The sequence below is a fragment of the Streptomyces populi genome (genome assembly GCF_002911015.1).
In the GTDB taxonomy this organism is placed as follows: Bacteria; Actinomycetota; Actinomycetes; order Streptomycetales; family Streptomycetaceae; genus Streptomyces; species Streptomyces populi.
In genome coordinates, this window is the sequence record NZ_KZ626843.1 from 105629 (window position 1) to 126504 (window position 20876).

Here is a 20876-nt window from a genome sequence, read left to right on the forward strand (position 1 = left end):
CCCGTCTCTCCAGGACGAACACGGAGGAACCGTGTCCACGATCGCCGGTGGTCGCGCCGCGCGGCGCCAGACCATGCGCCGAATCCGCCCTCGCCGCTCGCCCGCCGTCCCGCTGTTGATCGCCGTCTGGGCCGGCGCCGCCGCCGTCCTCTGGCTGTGGTGGAACAACACCCCGTCCATCGCGGACAACAACAGCAGGATCCTCAACGCCGGGCGCATCACCGGGCTGCTCGCCGGTTATCTGATGGCCCTCGTGGTGCTGCAGATGGCCCGGGTCCCCGCCCTCGAACGCAGGGTGGGATCGGACCGGGTGGCGCGCTGGCACGCGATGACCGGCCGCTACACCATCTGCATGGTCATCGCCCACCTCTTCCTGACGATGTGGGGCTACGCCCTGCAGTCCGGCAAGGGGCTCGGCGGGATCGTGCAGCAGACCGTCGACTCGGTCAACCAGCTGCCCGACATGGGCAAAGCGGCGATCGGCACGGGCCTGCTCGTGCTGATCGGGTTCATCTCCGTCGGCTGGCTGCGCCGGCTGATCCCGTACGACACCTGGTACCACGTCCACCTGCTGACGTACGCCGCGGTGTTCCTGACGTTCTGGCACCAGCTGTCCACCGGCAACGACTTCGCGGTGGAGCCCGTCGCCAAGACCGTCTGGTACGGGCTCTACGGCTCGGTGACCGCCCTGGTCATCTGGTACCGAATCCTTTCTCCGATCCGGCTGAACCTGAAGCACCGGATGCGGGTCCAGGCGGTCATCGAGGAGACGCCCGGCATCGTGTCGGTGCTGATCAGCGGACGCAAGCTGCACCGGATGGGCGCGGAGGCGGGGCAGTTCTTCCGCTGGCGCTTCCTGGCGCCCGGGATGCGCTTCAGCTCCCACCCGTACTCGCTCTCGGCGTCGCCCCGCCCCAACATGCTGCGCATCACCGTGAAGGCGATCGGCGACCACAGCGCCGGCCTGCGTGATCTGGAGCCGGGCACCCGGGTCTGGGCCGAGGGCCCCTACGGCGCCCTGACCGCCGACAAGCGCAGCCGCGGCAAGGTGCTCCTGGTGGCGGGCGGCGTCGGCATCACCCCGATGCGGACGCTGTTCGAGACCCTTCCCGGCGCGTCGGGCGACCTCACGCTGCTCTACCGGGCCAACACCACGCAGGACCTGGCCCTGTGGGACGAACTGGCCGCCATCTCCAAGGAGCGCGGGGCGCGGCTGATGTACGCGGTGAACAGCCCCGACGGCGAGCGTCCGGACATCTCGGCGGACTCCCTGCGCCGCAAGCTGCCCGACATAGACGACCACGACGTCTTCATGTGCGGGCCGCCCGGCTTCGCCCAGGAGGTGTACGCGGCACTGCGCGGCGCGGGCGTCCCCGCTCGCCGCATCCATCACGAGTCGTTCGAGATGTGAGCGACGGGAGTCAGGAACGATGAAGAAGAATCACCCCATCCGCCGGTTCGTGCTGGCGAGCGCCGCCACCGTGTCCGGAATAGTGCTGCTGCTGGCGCTCAAGCCCGCGTCCGACCCGGCCGCCGCCTCGGCGCAGGCCGGTGCCGTGCCCCAGCAGACGGCGGCCGCCCAGGGGGCTCAGGGCGGCGCCGCCGAGCAGGCGGGCGCCGGCACCGTCCTCGGTGACGTGGTGCGGACCGAGTACGGCCCGGTCCAGGTGCGGCTCACCATGAGCGGCGGCAAGATCACCAAGGCCGAGGCGGTCCAGGCGCCCGCGGGCGGGACCAGCTCCCAGAAGACCGAACTCTCGGTGCCCAAGCTCAACCAGGAGGCCGTCGCGGCGGGCAGCGCCGACATCGACAGCGTCTCCGGCGCCACCTACACCAGCGAGGGCTACAAGAAGTCCCTCCAGTCGGCCCTGGACAAGGTGAAGACCTCCGGCGGCACGTCGGACTCCTCGAGTTCCCCGGGCAAGGCCTCCGCGACACCGGCCGCACAGGCACGCGTCGTCACCGGGACCGTGGCGAACACCCAGTACGGCCCCGTCCAGGTCCGGCTCACGCTCGCCGGCAAGAAGATCACCAAGGCCGAGGCGGTCCAGGCGCCCTCGGGCGGGACCAGCTCGCAGAAGACCGAACTCTCGGTGCCCAAGCTCAACCAGGAGACCGTCGCGGCGGGCAGCGCCGACATCGACAGCGTCTCCGGCGCCACCTACACCAGCGAGGGCTACAAGAAGTCCCTCCAGTCCGCCCTGGACAAGGCCGGTGTCTGAGCCCGTCGAGGACGCACCCCAGGAGCTGCGCCACGCCGAGGAGGTGATGGGCACGGTCTTCTCCTTCGACGTGCGCGGCGGCGAACCCGGGGCCGTGCGCACGGCGTTGGAGGAGGCGGTCACCCGACTCCACCGCGTGGACGAGGTGTTCAGCACCTACCGTGAGGACAGCCAGATCTCGCGGCTCGTCCGCGGGGAGATCACCGTCGAGGAGTGCGACCCGGAGGTCGCCGAGGTCCTCGAGCTGGGCGCCGAGGCGGAACGGGTCAGCGACGGCTGGTTCAGCACGCGTTACGAGGGGCGGCTCGACCCCACGGGGATCGTCAAGGGCTGGGCGGCGGAACACGCGGCCCAGCGTCTCGCCGCGGCCGGGGCGAGCGGAGTGAGCGTCAACGGCGGCGGCGACGTCCAGCTGCTCGGCGTCCCCGGGCCGCACCGCCCCTGGCGGGTGGGCGTGTCCGACCCGCTCCGTCCGGGCACGCTCGCCGCGGTGATCTCCGCGGCCGGTGCCGACGAGCTGGCCGTCGCGACCTCGGGCACCGCCGAACGCGGTGCCCACATCGTCGACCCGCGCACCGGGAGGTCCGCGGTCACCGACCTGGTGGCCGTGACCGTGGTGGGCCCCCGGCTGACCTGGGTGGACGCCTGGGCGACCGCGGCCTTCGCGATGGGCTCACGGGCGGGCCTGGACTGGCTGGAGTCGCTTCCGGACGTGGAGGCGCTGCTCATCACGGCGGGCGACGAGGTCAGATGCACGGGAGGCCTCGCCCGGCGCCTGGGCTGACCGGCGCCGGCCCCGCCCCGGCACTCCTGTCGGCGCGTACGACGGTGGAGGCGCGCCCCGGAGCGGGGTGCGCCTCCACCGTCGTACGCGTCAGTGATCCTTCTGGGCCAGCCGCAGCAGGTGATCGGCCAGCGCCTGGCCGCCCGTCGCATCGCGGCTGATCAGCATCAGGGTGTCGTCCCCCGCGATCGTGCCCAGGACGTCGTGCAGTTCCGCCTGGTCGATCGCCGAGGCGAGGAACTGCGCGGCCCCGGGCGGGGTGCGCAGGACCACGAGATTGGCCGAGGCCTCCGCGGAGATCAGCAGCTCCGCGGAGAGCCTGCGCATCCGCTCCTCCTTCGCCGACTCCCCCAGCGGCGCGCGCGGGGTGCGGAACCCGCCCTCGCTCGGCACCGCGTAGATGAGGTCGCCGTCGTTGTTGCGGATCTTCACCGCGTTCAGCTCGTCGAGGTCCCGGGAGAGCGTCGCCTGGGTGACGTTCAGCCCGTCGTCGGCGAGGAGCTTCGCCAACTGGCTCTGCGAGCGCACCGGTTGCCGGTTGAGGATGTCCACGATCCGGCGGTGGCGTGCGGTGCGGGTCTGCGGCACGGCGGGCCCCGCGTGCTCGTGGTCCTGCGCGTGACTCATCGTCTTCGTCCCATTTCCCGGGATCACCCGTCCCCGTTGACTGCGTCGAGGATGCCGGGAAGGGCCCGGAGGAAGGCGTCCACCTCGTCGTCGCCGAGGTTCAGCGGCGGCATCAGCCGTACGACATCGGGGGCGGGCGCGTTCACCAGGAGACCGGCGTCCTGAGCCGCCTTCTGCACCTGGGGCGCGAGCGGCTCGGTGAGCACGATACCCAGGAGCAGCCCCGCACCCCGGACGTGGTCGATCAACGGATGGCCGGAACCGTCACCGAGCCCCTCGATCCCGTCCCGCAGCTTCTCGCCCACGCGCTTGACGTTCTCCAGGAGTCCCTCGGACGCGATCGTGTCGAGCACGGCGAGTCCGGCGGCGCACACGACCGGATTGCCGCCGAAGGTCGTTCCGTGGTGGCCCGGCTCCAGCAGTGCGGCGGCACGGCCGAAGGCGACGGTGGCGCCGAGCGGCAGTCCGCCGCCGAGGCCCTTGGCGAGCGTGACGACGTCGGGCAGGACGCCCTCGTGGGCCTGGTACTCGAACCAGTGGCCGGTGCGGCCGATGCCGGTCTGCACCTCGTCCAGGACGAGCAGGGCGCCGTGGGCCGCGGTGATGGCGCGCGCCGCCTTCAGATAACCCGGGGGCGGTACGACCACGCCCTTCTCGCCCTGGATCGGCTCGATGATCACCAGCGCGGTGTCCTCGGTGACCGCCTGGGCGAGGGCCTGGGCGTCGCCGTACGGGACGTGCGTGACGTCGCCGGGCAGCGGCAGGAAGGGCTCCCGCTTGCCGGACTGGCCGGTGAGCGCGAGGGCGCCCATGGTCCGCCCGTGGAAGCCGCCGGTGGTGGCGACCATGTGGGTCCGGCCGGTCAGCCGGCCGATCTTGAACGCGGCCTCGTTGGCCTCGGCGCCCGAGTTGCAGAAGTACACCCGGCCCTCGCGGCCGAAGAGCTGCAACAGCCGTTCGGCGAGGGCGACGGGCGGCTCGGCGACGAAGAGGTTGGAGACATGGGCGAGGGTGCCGATCTGCCGGCTCACCGCCTCGACGACGGCGGGGTGGCCGTGGCCGAGGGCGTTGACCGCGATGCCGCCGACGAAGTCGAGGTACTCGTTCCCGTCGGCGTCCCACAGCCTGGTCCCGGCGCCGCGGACGAGCGGCAGCCGCGGGGTGCCGTAGTTGTCCATGAGCGCGCCCTGCCAGCGCTGGGTGAGCTCCTCGTTCGTCGTGCCGCCGGTCATTCCGCGTCCCCCGCTTCCTCGTCGTCCGGCACGACCATCGTGCCGATGCCCTCGTCGGTGAAGATCTCCAGCAGGATCGAGTGCTGGACCCGGCCGTCGATGACACGGGCGGTGGTGACGCCGTTGCGCACGGCGTGCAGACACCCCTCCATCTTCGGCACCATGCCGCTGGCCAGCTCGGGAAGCAGCTTCTCCAGCTGGGAGGCGGTGAGGCGGCTGATCACCTCGTCGCTGTCGGGCCAGTCCTCGTACAGTCCCTCGACGTCCGTGAGGACCATGAGGGTCTCGGCGCCCAGCGCGGCAGCGAGTGCCGCAGCCGCCGTATCAGCATTGACGTTGTAGACATGTCCGTCGTCCTGGCTCCGGGCGATCGAGGAGACGACCGGGATGCGGCCGTCGGCGAGCAGGGCCTCGATCGCGCCCGTGTCGATCGCGGTGATCTCGCCCACCCGCCCGATGTCGACCAGTTCGCCGTCGATCCGGGGCCGGTGCTTGGTGGCGGTGATGGTGTGCGCGTCCTCGCCGGTGAGGCCGATGGCGAGCGGTCCGTGCTCGTTGAGCAGTCCGACCAGCTCGCGCTGGACCTGTCCGGCCAGCACCATGCGGACGACGTCCATCGCGTCCTCGGTGGTGACGCGCAGGCCCGCCTTGAACTCGCTGACGATGCCGTGCCGGTCGAGGGCCGCGTTGATCTGGGGACCGCCGCCGTGCACGACGACCGGCCGGAGGCCCGCGTGGTGCAGGAAGACGATGTCCTGGGCGAAGGCGGCCTTCAGCTCGGCGTCGACCATGGCGTTGCCGCCGAACTTGACGACGACGGTCTTGCCGCGGTGCCGGGTCAGCCAGGGCAACGCCTCGATGAGGATCTGCGCCTTGGGCAGGGCGGTGTGCCTACGGGTCGGGTTCGTCGGATTCGTCATGAAGAGTACGCGCTGTTCTCGTGGACGTAGTCGGCGGTGAGGTCGTTGGTCCAGATCGTGGCGGTCGCGTCGCCCGCGGCGAGGTCCGCCACGATGTGGACCTCTCGGAAGCGCATGTCGACGAGTTCGCGGTCCTCGCCGACGCCGCCGTTCTTGCAGACCCACACGCCGTTGATGGCGACGTTGAGCCGGTCGGGCTCGAAGGCGGCCCGGGTGGTGCCGATCGCGGACAGGACACGGCCCCAGTTGGGGTCCTCGCCGTGGATCGCGCACTTGAGGAGGTTGTTGCGGGCGATGGAGCGGCCCACCTCGACGGCGTCGTCCTCGGTCGCGGCGTTGATCACCTCGACCTTGATGTCCTTGCTCGCGCCCTCCGCGTCCCGGATGAGCTGCTGGCCGAGGTCGTCGCAGACCGCGCGGACCGCCTCGGCGAACTCCGCCCGGTCCGGGGTGACTCCGCTGGCCCCGGAGGCGAGCAGCAGCACGGTGTCGTTGGTGGACATGCAGCCGTCGGAGTCGACGCGGTCGAAGGTGGTGCGGGTGGCCGCGCGCAGCGCCCGGTCCAGGTCCGCGCCGTCCACGTCCGCGTCGGTGGTGAGCACGACGAGCATGGTGGCCAGGCCGGGGGCGAGCATGCCGGCGCCCTTGGCCATGCCGCCCACCGTCCAGCCGGTCCCGGTCACGACCGAGGTCTTGTGCACGGTGTCGGTCGTCTTGATGGCGATGGCGGCCTTCTCGCCGCCGTGCGGGCCGAGCTGGGAGACGGCCAGGTCGACGCCCGGGAGCAGTTTCTCCATCGGCAGCAGCACGCCGATGAGGCCCGTCGAGCACACGGCCACGCTGCCCGCGCCGATGTCGCCGAGCGCCTCGGCGACCTTCTCGGCGGTGGCGTGGGTGTCCTGGAAGCCCTTGGGACCCGTGCAGGCGTTGGCGCCGCCCGAGTTGAGGACGACGGCGTTCAACTCGCCGCTCTTGAGGACCTGTTCCGACCACAGGACCGGCGCTGCCTTCACACGGTTGGAGGTGAAGACGCCCGCGGCGGCGCGGCGGGGCCCGGTGTTGACCACGAGGGCCAGGTCCGGGTTGCCGTTCTCCTTGATCCCTGCGGCGACCCCGGCCGCGGTGAATCCCTGTGCTGCCGTGACGCTCACGGTGCGACTCCGATCGTGGAAAGCCCCAGGTCCTCGGGGAGGCCGAGGGCGAGGTTCATGCTCTGGACGGCACCGCCCGCGGTGCCCTTGGTGAGGTTGTCGATGGCGCTGACCGCGATGATGCGGTGCGCGGCGGCGTCGTACGCGACCTGGACCTGAACGGCGTTGGAACCGTAGACGGACGCCGTGGCCGGCCACTGCCCCTCGGGCAGGAGGTGGACGAAGGGCTCGTCGGCGAAGGCCTTCTCGTAGGCGGCCCGGACGGACTCGGCGGTGACGCCCGGCCCCGCCTTGGCGCTGCACGTGGCGAGGATGCCGCGGGGCATGGGCGCGAGGGTGGGGGTGAAGGACACGGTGACGGGCTCGCCGGCGGCGGCGGAGAGGTTCTGGATCATCTCCGGGGTGTGCCGGTGGACGCCGCCGACGCCGTACGGGGTCATCGACCCCATGACCTCGCTGCCGAGCAGGTGCGCCTTGGGCGCCTTGCCGGCGCCCGAGGTGCCGGAGGCGGCGACGATCACGGCCTCGGCCTCGGCCAGCCCCGCCGCGTACGCGGGGAAGAGGGCCAGCGAGGCGGCCGTCGGATAGCAACCGGGTACCGCGATGCGCTTGGACCCCTCCAGCGCGGCGCGGGCACCCGGCAGTTCGGGGAGGCCGTAGGGCCAGGTCCCGGCGTGGGGAGAGCCGTAGAACCGCTCCCAGTCGGCCGGGTTCTTCAGCCGGAAGTCGGCCCCCATGTCGACCACGAGGACCTCGGGACCGAGCTGCTCGGCGACCTCGGCGGACTGCCCGTGGGGCAGCGCGAGGAACACGACGTCGTGGCCGCGCAGCGCCTCGGCGGTGGTCTCGGTGAGGACGCGGTCCGCCAGCGGGAGCAGATGCGGCTGGAGCTCACCGAGCCGCCGGCCCGCGTTGGAGTTGCCGGTCAGGGTGCCGATCTCGATCTCGGGGTGCGCCAGGAGCAGGCGCAGCAGTTCCCCGCCCGCGTACCCACTCGCTCCCGCCACCGCCGCGCGCATCGTCATGGAACCCTCCTCTTGGATGGCATGACTATACGTTTCGATGCACGTTTATGCAATCCTCCTCGATCGGCCGCCTCGGGCTCCTGAGGCTCAACGTTTCCAGGTGGCGAGTGAGCCGTCGAGACGGCGAGGCCGAGTGTCGAACCCGGCGGCAGACGATGAGCCGAAGCACGACAGTCGTCACGAAGCCAGGCCCTGCCGTCACCACGGCCGACGGCAGAAGCGGAGCACCGGGCAGGAGATAGCGTTCCGGCATGACCTCAGCACCGCCCCGGTTCCCGCCGTATCCGATCCGTGGCGTGCACGTGCTGCATCAGAAGCAGAACTGCGCGCCGCACTTCGCGGAGATAGTGGTGGATTTCGAGCCCGCAGCCGAGGGCTTCGCCTTCGAGGCGGCCCAAGGGCTGACGGTGGAGTACGAACCTGCCGAGAACCTGCCACGCTTCATCGCGGCTGCCGCCGCGGGGCTCGAGGAGCAGCTGAGCTTGCCCGAGCACGGAGTCGTGATCGCCACTCGGGTGGTGCTGCGACGCGTCCGCGCCGATACGTTCGGCTCTCACGAACTGGCGTTCAAGATCGCGGGCTGTCTCGCCGCCCGCAAGGCTTTGGAGCGCACGGGGGCGCCACGACTCTGAGCGGCGCCCCGGCTCCGCCCCCGCACGGGGGCGTGCCGTCACCGAGGGCCTGTGCCGCCGGGTCGGCGCGCGTGGGACCGGCTCCGGCCGCGGCGCGCGCAGGGCGCCCCACCGCAGGCGCACTTCGCGGCGCTGGACCACTCGGCACAGGAGAAGCCCGCGGCGGAGCAGGAAGCGGCCGCGCAGAGCTCCGATGGACTCGGCACCCTCCGGGGGCCGGCGGCCGAGATCCCCAGAAGGTGCCTCGGGTGCCGCCGGTGACCTCGGCCGCGGGGAGGCCGTCCCGGGTCAGGAACGCTTCGCGTCCCGCTCCGTGTTCTTCTGCTTGATGCGCGCCGTCTCCTTGCGGACCTCCGCCTGGGTGGCGCGCTCACGCCGCAACCACTCGGGGTCCTCCGTCTTCAGCGCCTCGATCTGCTCGGTGGTGAGCGCCTCGCTGACGCCGCCGCGGGCGAGTCCGGCGATGGAGACGCCGAGCTTGGCGGCGACGACCGGCCGCGGGTGCGGGCCGGTGCGGCGCAGCTCCTGGAGCCACGCGGGCGGGTCGGTCTGCAGCGCGTTCAGCTCGGCACGCGAGACGACACCCTCCTGGAACTCGGCGGGGGTGGCCTCGAGGTACACACCCAGCTTCTTCGCCGCGGTGGCGGGCTTCATCGTCTGGGCGGTCTGGTGCGAACTCATGAGGTCAAGGGTATCGAGCGCGCGGGCCGCCGCCGACCATCGCGGGTGCGGCGCCCGGGGTCCCGCCGGGTAATCTGACGTGGTGACCGGCTCCGAAGCATCCCCTTCCTTCAGGCTCGCCTACGTTCCGGGGGTGACGCCCTCGAAGTGGGTGCGGATCTGGAACGAGCGGCTGCCCGACGTTCCCCTGGTCCTCGTCCCGGTGTCCGCCGCCGAGGTGTACGACGTCCTGCGGCGCGGCGACGCCGACGCGGGGTTCGTCCGGCTGCCGGTCGACGGGACCGACCTGAGCGCGATCCCCCTCTACACCGAGACGACGGTCGTCGTGGTCCCCAAGGACCACATCGTGGCGGCGGTCGAGCAGGTCTCGGGCGAGGACCTCGCCGACGACATCGTGCTGCACCCCGAGGACGACCCGCTGGACTGGGAACGGCTGCCGGGCAGGCCCGCGCTGGAGCGGCCCGCCGTGACCGCCGACGCCGTGGAACTCGTCGCGGCGGGCATCGGGGTCGTGATCGTGCCGCAGTCCCTCGCCCGGCTCCACCACCGCAAGGACCTCACCTACCGGACGGTCACGGACGCCCCCGAGTCGCGGGTCGCGCTGGCCTGGCCGGAGGAGCGGACGACCGACATGGTGGAGGACTTCATCGGCATCGTGCGCGGACGCACGGTCAACAGCACGCGCGGGCGTTCCCAGACCCCGCCCGCGGCGCAGCGGAAGGACCGGGGCGCGGCGAAGTCCGCCGGGTCCGCCTCCCGGAAGTCCGACGCGGGCGGTGCCCGGCGCAAGCCCGCGCCGGGCCGGACGGGCGGCAAGGGCGGTGGCGGGGCCGCGGCCAAGAACTCCCGGGGCGGCGGCGGTACGGGCGGTCCGAAGGGCGGCGCGAAGCGCGGCAGGCCCCGCCGCGGTTCCTGACCCCCGGGACGGTCCGGCGGTGCCCCGTCCGGCGGGCGGTGGTCCGAACGGCAGGACGGGGAGGCCGGAGCGCGTCGACGGGGCGCGCCGCGTCGGACGGGACGGAGAGCGGGACGGCATGGGCGAGTTCTGGCCGGTTCAGGACGTGCTGGCGCACCTGGGCGGAAGCTGGCGGGTCGAGCGCGGTGTGCGGGACCTCGCGAGCGGCGCCGAGGGGCGCTTCACCGGCACGACGGTCTTCGGGCCGCTGGACGGCGCCGGGCTCCTGCACCGGGAGTCGGGCACGTTCGTGTGGCAGGGCGTAGCGCGGCCCGCCGAGCGGACCCTGCGGTTCCTGCCGGGCGACGCCCCCGGTACCGCCCTCGTACGGTTCTCGGACGGCCGCCCGTTCCACGACCTGGACCTGACGAGCGGGCGCTGGGTCGCCGACCACCCGTGCGCGGCGGACCTCTACCGGGGCGAGTTCACCGTCCGGGACGAGGGCCACTGGCGGTCCGTGTGGCGGGTGCGGGGGCCCGCGAAGGACCTGGTGCTCACCACCGGCTACACGCGCCTGGTCTGAGCGGGCGCCCCGTCGACGCGCAGGTTCCAGCGGCCCGCCCGGCCCGTCACGGTGACCGCCGACAGGGGACGGACGTCGATGTTCCAGTACGTCGACGGCGGCGCCTTCAGTGCGTAGACCAGCGCGGCCCGTACCACCGAGGGCTCGGCCACCGCGACGATGCTGCCGCCGTCCTCCCCCGGCCGGGTGTCGAGCCAGGCACCGACCCGGGCGATGAAGGCCAGCAGGCTCTCACCGCCGTGGGGCGTGGAGCGCGGATCGGACAGCCAGGAGTCCACGGCCTCGGGCTCACGGGCCATGGCCTCGCCCAGGGTGAAGCCCCGCCAGCGGCCCATGTCGCAGTCACGCAGGGCGAGCTGGACCAGGGGTGCGTAGCCGAGGACGTCACCGGTGGCCCGGCTGCGGGGCGTCGGCGCGCAGTAGCGGAGCTCGGCCGCCGCCAGCGGCAACAGCTCCGCGGCGGCGCGCTGCGCTTCTTCCCATCCCGCCTGGTCCAGCGGCCGGTCGTCCTCGAAGCGCTCCGCGAGCAGCGCGGAGCTGCGTGCGGCTGCGACGAACGTGACCCGAAGATGCATGCGCAGATCGTGGAGCGCGGGGCTCCACGGGTCAAGGGTGTTACGCACGGTGTCCGAATATTCACCGGGGCATCGGCTCCGGGTCTATGCCCCGGCTGCGCGGGTTCCCCGGATCCGGTCTTCTCACCGACGGGGCCCGGGCGCGGGGGCCGGGCGGTGGCACGGAGTCCGGTCGCAGGGGCCGGGCGGCGGCACGGAGTCCGGGCGCGTCGGGCTCAGGTCCGCACCTCGTCGTACGCCGCCGCCAGACGCCGGACGCCCTCCGTGATCTCCTCCGTCCCCGCCACCGCCGCGAAGCTCAACCGGATCCGCGCGGCGGGGGGTTCGGCGCTGTAGTAGGGGCGGCCGGGAGTGACGGCCACCCCCGCGCGCAGGGCGGCCGCGGTGAACGCGGACTCGTCGGTACCGTCGGGCAGCCGCCCCCACAGGTGGTAGCCGCCGAACGGGACGTGGGGCAGGGCGAGTTCGGGGATCCGTAGCCGCAGGGCCGCGGTCATGGTGTCGCGCCGGGCCTTCAACTCGGCCGAAACCGTGCGCAGATGACGCGGCCAGGCGGGCGAGCCGACGAGTTCGAGCGCGGCCTCCTGGAGCGGGCGCGGCACGAAGAAGGTGTCGACGACCTGGATGGCGCGCAGCCGTTCCAGCACCGGACCGCGCGCGGCCAGGGCGCTGACCCGGAAGCTCGGCGAGGTCGCCTTGGTCAGCGAACCGACGTGCACCACGACCCCGTCGGGGTCCTCGGCGGCCAGCGGACGCGGCAGCGGCGGGGCGTCCTCGTGCACCAGGCGGCGTACGAAGTCGTCCTCGACGACGAAGGCCCCGGCGTCCCGTGCGATGCGCAGCACCTCGCCGCGCCGCTCGGGCGAGAGCACGGCGCCGGTCGGGTTCTGGAACAGCGGCTGGCAGACGAAGACCCGGGCGCCGGTCGCCCGGAAGGCGTCCGCCAGGAGCTCGGGCTTCACCCCGTCGGGGTCGACCGGGACCGGGACGGGGCGGAGGCCGGCGGCGCGGGCGATGGCGAGCATGCCCGGATACGTGGGCGACTCGACCAGGACCGGGGCGCCGGGCGGCGCGAGCGCGCGCAGGGCGGTCGTCAGGGCGGTCTGGCCGCCCGCCGCGACCAGCACCTCGGCGGCGCCGACCGCCCCGCCGATCCCCCGGGCGAACCACTCGCGCAGTTCGGGCAGTCCCTCCATGGGCGGCCGGGACCAGGCGCCGGGGCGGCGGCCCGCCCGGGCGAGGGCCGCGCCCATCGCCCGCTCCGGCTGGAGCGAGGGGTGCAGATAGCCGCCGTTGAACTCGACGACACCGGGGGGCGGAGCGGCGAGCGAGACGAGGACGCCGGAAGCGTCCACGGTGCGGGGGACGGCCTCGGCCGCGGCGTCCGCGCTGAGCGCGATCTCCTGCCAGGAGGTGTCCCCGGCGGTCGCGGCGGGCCGGGGGCGCGCCCGGAAGGCGCCCGCACCGGGCCGGGTGACCACGAGGCCCTCGGCGGCCAGCTGCGCCAGCGCCCGGGACACGGTCACCGGACTCACCCGGAACCGCTCGACGAGCGCCCGGCTGGACGGCAGCTTTCCACCAGGAGAGTAGCGGTCGAGCTCTTTCCTCAAGCTGTCCGCCAGATCGACCACACTGCTACGCTCTTGCATGAGAGCACAGAGTAGCGCTATCGACCGGACCGGGATAGCGGTCAGCACCGGCACCGAGCCCCCGGCCTCCACCCCGTCCCGGAGCCCGGCCCCGGGAGACCGCCGCTCGGGCACCCTCCAGGCGGCCCTGGGTGTCACCGCCTTCTCCCTCACCTTCCCCGCGACCGCCTGGGGTCTCACGGGCTTCGGCCCCTGGTCGCTGGTGACCGTGCGCTGCGTCCTCGCGGCGGTTCTCGCCGGCGGCTGTCTGCTGGCCCTGCGGGTCCCCCGGCCGGCCCGGCGGCATCTGGCGGGCCTCGCCGTGGTCGCCGCGGGTGTCGTCCTCGGCTTCCCGCTCCTGACGACCCTCGCCCTGCGGACCTCCTCCACCGCCCACGCCGCCGTCGTGGTCGGGCTGCTGCCGCTCACGACGGCCCTGTTCTCGGCCCTGCGCACCGGCGCACGGCCGTCACGGACGTTCTGGTTCGCGGCCTGCGCGGGCGCGGCGGCCGTGATCGCGTTCACCGTGCAGCAGAGCGGCGGATCCCTGACCGGCGCGGACGCCTATCTCTTCGGTGCCCTGCTGATCTGCGCGGCGGGCTACACCGAGGGCGGCCGGCTGGCCCGGGTGATGCCGGGCTGGCAGGTCATCGGCTGGGCCCTGGTCCTGTGTCTGCCGCTGAGCGTTCCGGGCGCGCTGCTCGCGTTGTCGTACGAGCCGGTGCAGCTGACGGCGCACAGCGTGACCGGGCTGCTGTGGGTCGCCGCCGGTTCGCAGTTCCTCGGCCTGGTCGTCTGGTACCGGGGGATGGCGTCGATCGGGATCCCCAAGGCCAGCCAGTTGCAGCTGGCCCAACCGCTGCTCACACTGGTGTGGTCGGTACTGCTCCTGGGCGAGCGGCTCACCCCGGCGGCACCCCTGACGGCGGCCGCCGTCCTCGTCTGCATCGCTCTGACCCAGCGGGCACGGGGCTGACCCGCACGCACCGGACCGGCCGGCCGGTGCCCCGGGCCCTGGCCCGAGGACCGCGAACCGCCGCTCCCGTACAGACGAGGAGACCGTTCAGATGCACGCAAGCAAAGGCGACAAGCTGGTGCAGCACGGCAGGACCGTCGGCCAGCGCGACAAGGTCGCGGAGATCACCGAGGTCATGGGAGCGGAAGGCTCTCCCCCCTACCGCGTGCGGTTCGAGGACGGTCACGAGGCCGTGTGCCTGCCGGGCCCGGACTCCGAGATCCGCCACGGTGACATGCCCCGGCGGAAGATGCCGCGGTAGGACGACGACAGCAGAAGCGGACCGGACGCCGGCGGGCCCTCAGCGCGAGGGCTTCGCCGGCTGCCGGTAGTGGTCGGCCACGACCCGCGCCATCGCCCCGATCCGGTCGGCGCCGGCCTCCGAGGCCGCGAAGAAGACGTGCCCGCGCACTTCGGGGTGGCGGCGGGCGAGGGTGAGGTGCCGGGAGAGTTCGGCCGGGTCCTGCCAGGCCGCAGGCTGCGCCGGGTCGCCCGCCTTGTACAGCGCCTCGCCCGCGTACAGCTGCACGCCCGTGCCCCGGGCGACCCGCGCCCACCAGGACAGCAGCAGCGCGTAGTCGGCGGCGGCGAAGCCGATGTTCCAGTAGAGCTGGGGGCAGACGTAGTCCACCCAGCGCTCCCTGACCCATTTCCTGGTGTCGGCGTACAGGTCGTCGTACGTCTCGACGCCGGCCCGGGTCGGTGAGCCGAGCGGGTCGGTCGACGCGTTGCGCCAGACGCCGAAGGGACTGATCCCGAAGCGGACCCCGGGGCGCACCTTCCTGATCCCGGCCGCCGTCTCCAGCACCAGCAGGTCGACGTTGTGGCGCCGCCAGGCCGCCCTGTCCGGGAAGCCCGCGCCGTGTTCGGCGTACGCGGCGTCGTCGTCGAAGCGCTCGCCGCGCACCGGGTACGGGTAGAAGTAGTCGTCGAAGTGGACGCCGTCGACCGGGTACCGGCGCACCGCGTCGAGCATCGCGGCCCGGACGAACGTGCGGACCGGGGGCAGCCCGGGGTTGTAGTAGAGCTTCCCGCCGTACCGCACGGTCCAGTCCGGGTGGAGCCGGGCGGGGTGCGAGGGGGCGAGCCCCGCGGGGTCCGGCCGTCCCGAGACGCGGTACGGGTTGAACCAGGCGTGCAGTTCCAGGCCGCGCGCGTGGGCCTCCCGTACCGCGGTGCCCAGCGGGTCCCAGCCGGGAGCCTCGCCCTGGACCCCGGTCAGCCAGCGGGACCACGGCTCGTACGGGGAGGGCCACAGCGCGTCGGCGGCGGGGCGGACCTGGAAGAACACGGTGTTCAGACGCAGCCGCACGGCCGTGTCCAGATGGGCGAGGAGTTCGGCGCGCTGACGCGCGGGGCTCAGGCCGGTGCGGGAGGGCCAGTCGCGGTTGGAGACGGTCGCGAGCCACATGCCCCGCATGGCGCGCGGGGCCGCCGCCGACCGGTGCGGCGCGCTCGCGCCCCGGGCGGCGGCGTCCCCCGCCGTGCCGAGCCCCGGCAGTGTCGCGAGCGCGGCCGCCGTGAACGCCCGGCGTGACAGTCGCCCCATACCCGTACCCCCGTGTCGAGGATTCGTCCGGTAACGGACCGTATCGAGACCCAGCATGCCCCACCCCGGCGATCGATCATCGATACTTCGGAGTAACGTGCACGTTCGGAGCAGGGGCCGAACAACGGACCGCCTGCCAGGGCCTGCGGATCAGCGAAGGGAACGATGTGACCGACATCGAACGCGTCGGAGTGGTGGGCTGCGGCCAGATGGGAGCGGGCATCGCCGAGGTGTGCGCCCGCGCCGGACTGGACGTCAAGGTCGCCGAGACCACCGGCGAAGCCCTGGAGATCGGCCGGACCCGGCTCTTCTCCTCCCTCGCCAAGGCGGCCGGGCGCGGAAAGATCTCCGAGGAGGAGCTCAAGGCCACCCAGGACCGGCTGAGCTTCACCACGGACCTCGGCGAGTTCGCCGACCGCGACCTGGTGATCGAGGCCGTCGTGGAGAACGAGCAGGTGAAGACCGAGATCTTCCAGGTGCTCGACCAGGTGGTGACCAGGCCGGACGCGATCCTGGCCTCCAACACCTCCTCGATCCCGCTGGTCAAGCTGGCCGTCGCGACCTCGCGGCCCGACCAGGTCGTCGGCATCCACTTCTTCAACCCGGCCCCGGTGCAGCAGCTCGTCGAGCTGATCCCGGCGCTGACCACCTCCGAGGGCACCCTCGGCCGCGCCCAGCTGTTCGCCGAGAAGGCGCTCGGCAAGCACGCGATCCGCGCCCAGGACCGCTCGGGCTTCGTCGTCAACGCGCTGCTGATCCCGTATCTCCTGTCCGCGATCCGGATGTTCGAGTCGGGTATGGCGAGCCGCGAGGACATCGACAACGGCATGGAGATGGGCTGCGCCCACCCCATGGGCCCGCTCAAGCTGTCCGACCTGATCGGTCTCGACACGGTGGCCTCGGTCGCGTACTCGATGTACGAGGAGTACAAGGAGCCGCTGTACGCCGCTCCCCCGCTGCTCCAGCGCATGGTCGACGCCGGCCGCCTCGGCCGCAAGACCGGCTCGGGCTTCTACACCTACGGCTGACCCCCTCGGACACCCGCTCCGTTCCACGGAGTTCGCGCGGGCCCGGCACCTTCCACGGTGCCGGGCCCGCGTCGTTCACACGCCGTGTGCGCACCGGGCCCGCATATGCCCGGCGCACACTCTCCCCACGTGCCCACCAGGCGAGTTGACTTTCCGTGCGCAGACACAGGGATGTGCCGACCACGGAAAGGAGCGGACTCGTGACCGCCGACCCCGAGCATCCCGCGGCACCGAAGGAGATCGCGGAGTTACGCCGGTCGCTCGAAGTGGGGTTCACCCGCATCGAGGGCGGACTGGCGCTGCTCACCCAGCGCGACGACCAGACGGCCAAGGACCTCGATGACCTCAGCACGCGGATCGTCGCGCTCGAACACACCCGCTGGCCCCTGCCCACCGTCGCCGTCGTCGCGGCCGTGGGCGCACTGGCCGTCGCGGTCTGGCAGGCTCTGGGCCACTAGGCTCCAGGACGCGCGAGGGGGGTGGATCAGGGCAACGCGTCCTGCCCGAGCCTGAGGTGGTGCAGCAGGAGCAGTGCGGCCGCCATGTTGGCGGCCGGGACCTCACCGCGGGCGACCATGTCGGGAACCAGCTTGAGGGGAACCCATTCCCGGCGGTCGGACTCGAAGTCGTCCACGGGGTGTCCGGTGTACGCGCCCTCGTCGGCCCAGTAGATGTGGTGCCGGGCGTCGGTGAGCCCGTTGGAGGGCTCGACACTCATCAGATGCCGCAGGGGCCCCGGCCGCCACCCGGTCTCCTCCTCCAGTTCGCGGGCCGCCGCCACGGCGATGTCCTCGCCGTCCTCCACGACGCCCGCCGCGAGCTCCCATCCCCAGCTGTCGGTGATGAAGCGGTGCCGCCACAGGAGCAGCACCTCGTTGGCCTCGTTCACCACCGTCGCCACGGCGACGGGCCGCAGCCGTATCAGGAAGTGATCGAGGTGCCGCCCGTCCGGCAGCTTCACATCTGCGAGATTGACACTGAACCAGCGGTTTTCATACACAGTTCGTTCGTTCTGTTTCGTCCACTGCACGGTTCTGCCACCTTCCGCCGAGTGAAGGCAATATCGCAGCAGCGACGTCCCGGCAGCAGGGCTCACCGGGGTCGGGACGCAGCACGGCGGCGGTGGACACGGCCCGGCGGAACGGCCGCCCGCGTGCCCGGTGCCGCTCGCGCCCCGGTGCTTCGGCTCGGCGTGCGGAACGGCTTGTCCGGCCGCTTCCTACAGCGGTACGCGCAGCGCGCCGTCGATGAGTTCGGCGGCCTCGGTCGTACCCGCGCAGCCGCTGCGCACCAGGTGTTCGCGTACCGCGCGAAGTCTGTCGCGCAGCCGCTGGGACTCCATCCCCCGCGCCTGCTCCGCCATCTGCACGGCCGTCGCCACCGCCTTGTCGGCGTTGCCCTGGCGCAGTTCGATCTGGCTGAGCATGGCCAGCCGGTGCACCCGCCCCCGGTCGTGCGCCGGAGTGTCGACCGCGGCCGCGGCGTGCTCCGCTGCGGCCACCAGGTCGCCGAGGCTGAGCAGCGCCTCCGCCACCTGTACGTTGACCAGTCCCGGCTGGACATAGCCGGTCTCGTCGGGCTCGTAACCGCGCCGGATGCGCTCGGCGGCCTGCTCGGCACGCCGTATGCAGGACAGCGCGCTGCTGCCGTCGCCGAGGTGCGCGTACGCCTTGGCCTGCATGGCGTAGAGGTCGGAGGCGAGCGCCGGGGTGATGTGGCGCCCCGCGGCGCGCAGCGCGGCCTCGGCGAAGGCGACCGCCTGCCGGTACTCGCGCATGAACAGCGACTGGTTGACCAGCAGGGCTATGACGTAGGCCCCGAGTCCCCTGTCCCCGCTGGCCTTCGCCAGGCGCAGCGCCTGGTGGAAGTAGCGCTGGGCGAGTCCGTGCGCGTCGGAGTCGTAGGCGCAGATGCCCGCGATGGCCACCAGCCCGCCCGTCGCGCGGTGGAGCTGCCGGCCGGTGGCGTCGGTGTAGCTGCCGCGCAGCAGGGGCGCGGTCTCGGAGTTGAGGAAGCCGACGATCCGGGTGCGGGTCGCCATGCCCCCGGCCTTGCGGTACATCTGCTCGTAGTGGGCCCGCGCCGCGCGCAGCATCTCGATGTCGGCCATGCTGACCCGGTGGCGGCCGCCGCGGGAGACGTCCACGTCCTCGGGCGGGTTCTCCCACTCCCACACGGGCATCACGGCGGGGGTTCCGGTGACGGCGGGGGCACCGAGGATGTGGGGGCGCTGCTGTTCGTCGGAGCGCCACAGCGCGGTGGCGCGTTCGACGAAGCCGGAGAGCGAACCGGGGTGCGGGGTGGAGGGTTCGCCGGGGACCCCGAGGCCGATGTCGTCGAGCGTGACGGGCCGGTGCAGCCGTCCCGCGAGCACCTCGCAGATCAGGTCGGGCACCTGTCCGCGCGGTCGCTGGCCCTTCAGCCACCGTGCCACGGCGGTGTGTTCGTAGCGCAGCGCCAGACCGCGGGCCCGTCCCGCCTGGTTGACGTGGGCGGCGAGTCCCGCGTGCGAGATGCCCGCCTCGTCGAGGATCGCGTCGAGCAGGGTGTTGGGCTGCATGGGAGGCCCCCCGGGTGGCTCGTTGCCGACGGCGCCGGTCGTGCGGGCCGCGCCCGACCGCACCAGAGAGAGTAGTGCGTCCCCTTTCACACGGGGTGTGATGGGAATGCCCGCATCCGCACGGTGCGCGCGCTGTCGCGGAGAGTTTCGCACCGGTTGACTGAAATGCCTCGCAAGAGGCCGGCCGGGCCGCCGGCTCCCCCTCGTACAGTGCGGCGGCCCGCTCCGCGCCGTCCGCCCGGCCGCCTGCCCGACACTCCGTGGCCGGGCGGACGGCAGAGCCGGCCGGGGCGACCGCGGGACCCCGGTCGTCCGGGTGCGGGTCCCGTGGCCGGTCGCCCTTTCCCCTCCCGGAACCCGGAGGAGCGCATGCCGTCGTCCGTGCCCGCCCGGGGCTCGTGGGACAGCCCTCATCGGGGCACGTGCTGGGACACCCGGCCCTGCTTCAGGGCGAGGGGCCGGCGGTCGTTGTGCAGCACCAGGAGGGCCACGTCGTCGTCGGGCCGGCCGCCGGTGTGGCGCAGCAGACCGGTGAACACCGCGCGCAGCACGGCCTGCGGTACGACGGGCCCGTCGCGGACGGCCGCCGCGAGCGCCGGGAGCAGCGGGAAGAAGCGTCCGCGGGCGTCCCGCGCGTCCTCGGCTCCGTCGGTGTGCAGGAAGAGCCCCTCACCGGGCCGGAGCCGGCCGCAGGGTTCGGCCGGGAGACGGGCCGGGAGCGGGAACGGCCCGAGCGGCGGCAGCGGTTCGACGCGGACGAGCGGCCGGACGTGGCCCCGGGCGAGCAGATACGGCCAGGGGTGGCCGCAGTTGAGGGCGTGCACCTCGCCGTCGCCGCGGATCTCCAGCAGCAGGACGGTGACGAACTCCTCGGCGGCGGGGCCCTCGGGGTCGAGCCCGGCGGAGGAGTGTTCGGCCCGGTCCCGCTCGCGCAGGTGCCGGGCCAGCGCCCGCTCGAGTCTTCTGAGGACGCCGCCGAGCTCGGCCTCGTCGTGGGCGGCCTCGCGGAAGCTGCCGAGGACGGCGGCGGCGGTCCCGATGGCTCCCAGTCCGTGCCCGCGGACGTCCCCCATCACGACCCGCACGCCGTGTTCGGTGGCGATCGCCTCGTACAGATCGCCGCCGATGCTCGCGCCGTGGTCCGCGGACAGCTGGGCCGCGGCGATGTCCAGCCCGTCGATGCGCGGCGGCAGCGGGCGCAGCAGGACGTTCTGCGCGGCTCCCGCGACCCTGCGGATCTGCCGGAGTTCACGCAGCAGCACTCTTCTGACGTGGAGTATCAGACCGGCACCGACCATGAAGAAGACGGCGCTGGTGGCGACGCGGGCGCCGAGTCCGTTCTGCTGCGCGAGCGGACAGGCCATCTTGTACGAGATCGCCAGCGCGCCCCAGACCGCGGGCAGCCCCAGGTTCACCGCCCGGCGCAACGGCGGCCGTCCGGTGGCACGCAGGACCCGGTGGCCGAGGACGCCGCGGCCGTGCTCCTCACGGGTGGACCCGGTGCGGGGTCCCCGGCCACGCACCATCCGGTCGAATCCGGCCCTCAGCCGGTCACGTCGGCGACGCGGCCCGAGGACCGCTCTGGCCGGGTTCCGCGAATGCGTCCGGGGCGTCTCCCTGCGGGGTGCCCCAGCCTTGATACGGATCATGCCGATTGGCCCCCCAATAGGCACGGACAGCGCAGACGGCCTCGGAGAGACCGTTCCGAATTCTGTCGACCGCCCGACCCGGGCGGGCCGGATCACCCGGACATGTCACCCGAATGAGTG

22 protein-coding genes are annotated in these 20876 nt (G+C 72.9%); 10 read left to right on the forward strand and 12 right to left on the reverse strand.

Translation table 11 applies throughout. The features are described from left to right. Window positions 1–73 precede the first annotated feature (73 nt). From CW362_RS03680 to CW362_RS03690, 3 genes are read left to right on the forward strand one after another with little or no spacing between them, the layout of a single operon-like run. Window positions 74–1411: a ferredoxin reductase family protein gene (locus tag CW362_RS03680; protein ID WP_103547937.1), complete on the forward strand. Its 1338-nt coding sequence runs from the start codon at window positions 74–76 to the stop codon at window positions 1409–1411. 19 nt (window positions 1412–1430) lie between these two features. Continuing rightward, the gene (locus CW362_RS03685) at window positions 1431–2222 is read left to right on the forward strand and encodes an FMN-binding protein (protein ID WP_206300852.1); all 792 of its coding nucleotides are present in this window, start codon (window positions 1431–1433) and stop codon (window positions 2220–2222) included. A gap of 46 nt (window positions 2223–2268) precedes the next feature. After that, window positions 2269–3006, forward strand: coding sequence for an FAD:protein FMN transferase (locus tag CW362_RS03690; RefSeq protein ID WP_103547938.1), 738 nt, complete (start codon window positions 2269–2271; stop codon window positions 3004–3006). 90 nt (window positions 3007–3096) lie between these two features. On the opposite strand, the gene CW362_RS03695 is transcribed toward CW362_RS03690, so the two are convergent. Genes CW362_RS03695 through argC form a run of 5 tightly spaced genes read right to left on the reverse strand, consistent with a single transcriptional unit; the run spans window position 3097 to window position 7961 of the window. After that, window positions 3097–3633: an arginine repressor gene (locus CW362_RS03695; protein ID WP_103547870.1), complete on the reverse strand. Its 537-nt coding sequence runs from the start codon at window positions 3631–3633 to the stop codon at window positions 3097–3099. A 23-nt stretch (window positions 3634–3656) separates the two neighbouring features. Further along, window positions 3657–4865, reverse strand: a complete 1209-nt coding sequence (locus CW362_RS03700) for an acetylornithine transaminase (protein ID WP_103547871.1) — start codon at window positions 4863–4865, stop codon at window positions 3657–3659. Beyond that, window positions 4862–5785, reverse strand: a complete 924-nt coding sequence (gene argB, locus CW362_RS03705; RefSeq protein WP_103547872.1) for an acetylglutamate kinase — start codon at window positions 5783–5785, stop codon at window positions 4862–4864. Before argB ends, CW362_RS03700 begins: the two co-directional genes overlap by 4 nt. Next, on the reverse strand, window positions 5782–6936 hold the full coding sequence (gene argJ, locus CW362_RS03710; protein WP_103547873.1) for a bifunctional glutamate N-acetyltransferase/amino-acid acetyltransferase ArgJ: 1155 nt from the start codon (window positions 6934–6936) through the stop codon (window positions 5782–5784). The genes argB and argJ overlap by 4 nt, the downstream gene beginning before the upstream one ends. Next, window positions 6933–7961, reverse strand: a complete 1029-nt coding sequence (gene argC, locus CW362_RS03715; RefSeq protein WP_103547874.1) for an N-acetyl-gamma-glutamyl-phosphate reductase — start codon at window positions 7959–7961, stop codon at window positions 6933–6935. The genes argJ and argC overlap by 4 nt, the downstream gene beginning before the upstream one ends. Window positions 7962–8212: 251 nt before the next feature. Here argC and CW362_RS03720 point away from each other — a divergent pair, with 251 nt between their 5' ends. Then, window positions 8213–8593 carry a hypothetical protein gene (locus CW362_RS03720; RefSeq protein WP_103547875.1) on the forward strand — a complete coding sequence of 127 codons (381 nt, stop codon included), beginning with the start codon at window positions 8213–8215 and terminating at the stop codon, window positions 8591–8593. Window positions 8594–8881: 288 nt separating this feature from the next. Here the strand turns inward: CW362_RS03720 and CW362_RS03730 are convergent, their stop codons facing one another. Then, complete coding sequence (locus CW362_RS03730; protein ID WP_103547877.1) at window positions 8882–9274, reverse strand: DUF5997 family protein; 393 nt, start codon at window positions 9272–9274, stop codon at window positions 8882–8884. 82 nt (window positions 9275–9356) lie between these two features. Here CW362_RS03730 and CW362_RS03735 point away from each other — a divergent pair, with 82 nt between their 5' ends. Both CW362_RS03735 and CW362_RS03740 read left to right on the forward strand, forming a co-directional pair. Further along, window positions 9357–10190, forward strand: a complete 834-nt coding sequence (locus tag CW362_RS03735) for a LysR family substrate-binding domain-containing protein (RefSeq protein ID WP_103547940.1) — start codon at window positions 9357–9359, stop codon at window positions 10188–10190. A gap of 118 nt (window positions 10191–10308) precedes the next feature. Further along, window positions 10309–10752 carry a DUF6314 family protein gene (locus tag CW362_RS03740; RefSeq protein ID WP_103547878.1) on the forward strand — a complete coding sequence of 148 codons (444 nt, stop codon included), beginning with the start codon at window positions 10309–10311 and terminating at the stop codon, window positions 10750–10752. Here the strand turns inward: CW362_RS03740 and CW362_RS03745 are convergent. After that, on the reverse strand, window positions 10734–11327 hold the full coding sequence (locus CW362_RS03745) for a histidine phosphatase family protein (protein WP_103547879.1): 594 nt from the start codon (window positions 11325–11327) through the stop codon (window positions 10734–10736). The two genes, CW362_RS03740 and CW362_RS03745, sit on opposite strands and share 19 nt — an antisense overlap. A gap of 215 nt (window positions 11328–11542) precedes the next feature. After that, window positions 11543–12976, reverse strand: a complete 1434-nt coding sequence (locus tag CW362_RS03750; RefSeq protein ID WP_103547880.1) for an aminotransferase-like domain-containing protein — start codon at window positions 12974–12976, stop codon at window positions 11543–11545. Between CW362_RS03750 and CW362_RS03755 the strand changes: the two genes are divergently transcribed. Next, window positions 12975–13931 carry a DMT family transporter gene (locus CW362_RS03755; protein WP_103547881.1) on the forward strand — a complete coding sequence of 319 codons (957 nt, stop codon included), beginning with the start codon at window positions 12975–12977 and terminating at the stop codon, window positions 13929–13931. The two genes, CW362_RS03750 and CW362_RS03755, sit on opposite strands and share 2 nt — an antisense overlap. Before the next feature lie 91 nt (window positions 13932–14022). Further along, window positions 14023–14232, forward strand: a complete 210-nt coding sequence (locus tag CW362_RS03760; RefSeq protein ID WP_103547882.1) for a DUF1918 domain-containing protein — start codon at window positions 14023–14025, stop codon at window positions 14230–14232. A gap of 39 nt (window positions 14233–14271) precedes the next feature. On the opposite strand, the gene CW362_RS03765 is transcribed toward CW362_RS03760, so the two are convergent. Further along, on the reverse strand, window positions 14272–15519 hold the full coding sequence (locus CW362_RS03765; protein WP_103547883.1) for a glycoside hydrolase family 10-like protein: 1248 nt from the start codon (window positions 15517–15519) through the stop codon (window positions 14272–14274). 167 nt (window positions 15520–15686) lie between these two features. Between CW362_RS03765 and CW362_RS03770 the strand changes: the two genes are divergently transcribed. Both CW362_RS03770 and CW362_RS03775 read left to right on the forward strand, forming a co-directional pair. Next, complete coding sequence (locus CW362_RS03770) at window positions 15687–16547, forward strand: 3-hydroxybutyryl-CoA dehydrogenase (RefSeq protein WP_162683955.1); 861 nt, start codon at window positions 15687–15689, stop codon at window positions 16545–16547. 200 nt (window positions 16548–16747) lie between these two features. Beyond that, the gene (locus tag CW362_RS03775) at window positions 16748–17005 is read left to right on the forward strand and encodes a hypothetical protein (RefSeq protein WP_103547884.1); all 258 of its coding nucleotides are present in this window, start codon (window positions 16748–16750) and stop codon (window positions 17003–17005) included. Between the two features lie 26 nt (window positions 17006–17031). Here the strand turns inward: CW362_RS03775 and CW362_RS03780 are convergent, their stop codons facing one another. The 3 genes from CW362_RS03780 to CW362_RS03790 all read right to left on the reverse strand — a co-directional run bounded on the left by CW362_RS03780 (window position 17032) and on the right by CW362_RS03790 (window position 20471). Beyond that, the gene (locus CW362_RS03780) at window positions 17032–17577 is read right to left on the reverse strand and encodes an NUDIX hydrolase (RefSeq protein ID WP_103547885.1); all 546 of its coding nucleotides are present in this window, start codon (window positions 17575–17577) and stop codon (window positions 17032–17034) included. Window positions 17578–17766: 189 nt separating this feature from the next. After that, window positions 17767–19107 carry an NsdA family TPR-like regulatory protein gene (locus CW362_RS03785; protein ID WP_103547886.1) on the reverse strand — a complete coding sequence of 447 codons (1341 nt, stop codon included), beginning with the start codon at window positions 19105–19107 and terminating at the stop codon, window positions 17767–17769. A gap of 410 nt (window positions 19108–19517) precedes the next feature. Further along, complete coding sequence (locus CW362_RS03790) at window positions 19518–20471, reverse strand: PP2C family protein-serine/threonine phosphatase (protein WP_240657635.1); 954 nt, start codon at window positions 20469–20471, stop codon at window positions 19518–19520. Between the last annotated feature and the right edge of the window lie 405 nt (window positions 20472–20876).

What these genes read in the sequence shown, in the direction of transcription:
- CW362_RS03740 (WP_103547878.1), top strand. Translation starts at nt 10,309, where the DNA reads ATGGGCGAGTTCTGGCCGGTTCAGGACGTGCTGGCGCACCTGGGCGGA.
- CW362_RS03745 (WP_103547879.1), bottom strand. Translation starts at nt 11,327, where the DNA reads ATGCATCTTCGGGTCACGTTCGTCGCAGCCGCACGCAGCTCCGCGCTG.
- CW362_RS03685 (WP_206300852.1), top strand. Translation starts at nt 1,431, where the DNA reads ATGAAGAAGAATCACCCCATCCGCCGGTTCGTGCTGGCGAGCGCCGCC.
- CW362_RS03695 (WP_103547870.1), bottom strand. Translation starts at nt 3,633, where the DNA reads ATGAGTCACGCGCAGGACCACGAGCACGCGGGGCCCGCCGTGCCGCAG.
- CW362_RS03730 (WP_103547877.1), bottom strand. Translation starts at nt 9,274, where the DNA reads ATGAGTTCGCACCAGACCGCCCAGACGATGAAGCCCGCCACCGCGGCG.
- CW362_RS03750 (WP_103547880.1), bottom strand. Translation starts at nt 12,976, where the DNA reads ATGCAAGAGCGTAGCAGTGTGGTCGATCTGGCGGACAGCTTGAGGAAA.
- CW362_RS03765 (WP_103547883.1), bottom strand. Translation starts at nt 15,519, where the DNA reads ATGGGGCGACTGTCACGCCGGGCGTTCACGGCGGCCGCGCTCGCGACA.
- argC (WP_103547874.1), bottom strand. Translation starts at nt 7,961, where the DNA reads ATGACGATGCGCGCGGCGGTGGCGGGAGCGAGTGGGTACGCGGGCGGG.
- CW362_RS03690 (WP_103547938.1), top strand. Translation starts at nt 2,269, where the DNA reads ATGGGCACGGTCTTCTCCTTCGACGTGCGCGGCGGCGAACCCGGGGCC.
- CW362_RS03785 (WP_103547886.1), bottom strand. Translation starts at nt 19,107, where the DNA reads ATGCAGCCCAACACCCTGCTCGACGCGATCCTCGACGAGGCGGGCATC.
- CW362_RS03720 (WP_103547875.1), top strand. Translation starts at nt 8,213, where the DNA reads ATGACCTCAGCACCGCCCCGGTTCCCGCCGTATCCGATCCGTGGCGTG.
- CW362_RS03755 (WP_103547881.1), top strand. Translation starts at nt 12,975, where the DNA reads ATGAGAGCACAGAGTAGCGCTATCGACCGGACCGGGATAGCGGTCAGC.
- CW362_RS03790 (WP_240657635.1), bottom strand. Translation starts at nt 20,471, where the DNA reads ATGGCCTGTCCGCTCGCGCAGCAGAACGGACTCGGCGCCCGCGTCGCC.
- CW362_RS03700 (WP_103547871.1), bottom strand. Translation starts at nt 4,865, where the DNA reads ATGACCGGCGGCACGACGAACGAGGAGCTCACCCAGCGCTGGCAGGGC.
- argB (WP_103547872.1), bottom strand. Translation starts at nt 5,785, where the DNA reads ATGACGAATCCGACGAACCCGACCCGTAGGCACACCGCCCTGCCCAAG.
- CW362_RS03680 (WP_103547937.1), top strand. Translation starts at nt 74, where the DNA reads ATGCGCCGAATCCGCCCTCGCCGCTCGCCCGCCGTCCCGCTGTTGATC.
- CW362_RS03760 (WP_103547882.1), top strand. Translation starts at nt 14,023, where the DNA reads ATGCACGCAAGCAAAGGCGACAAGCTGGTGCAGCACGGCAGGACCGTC.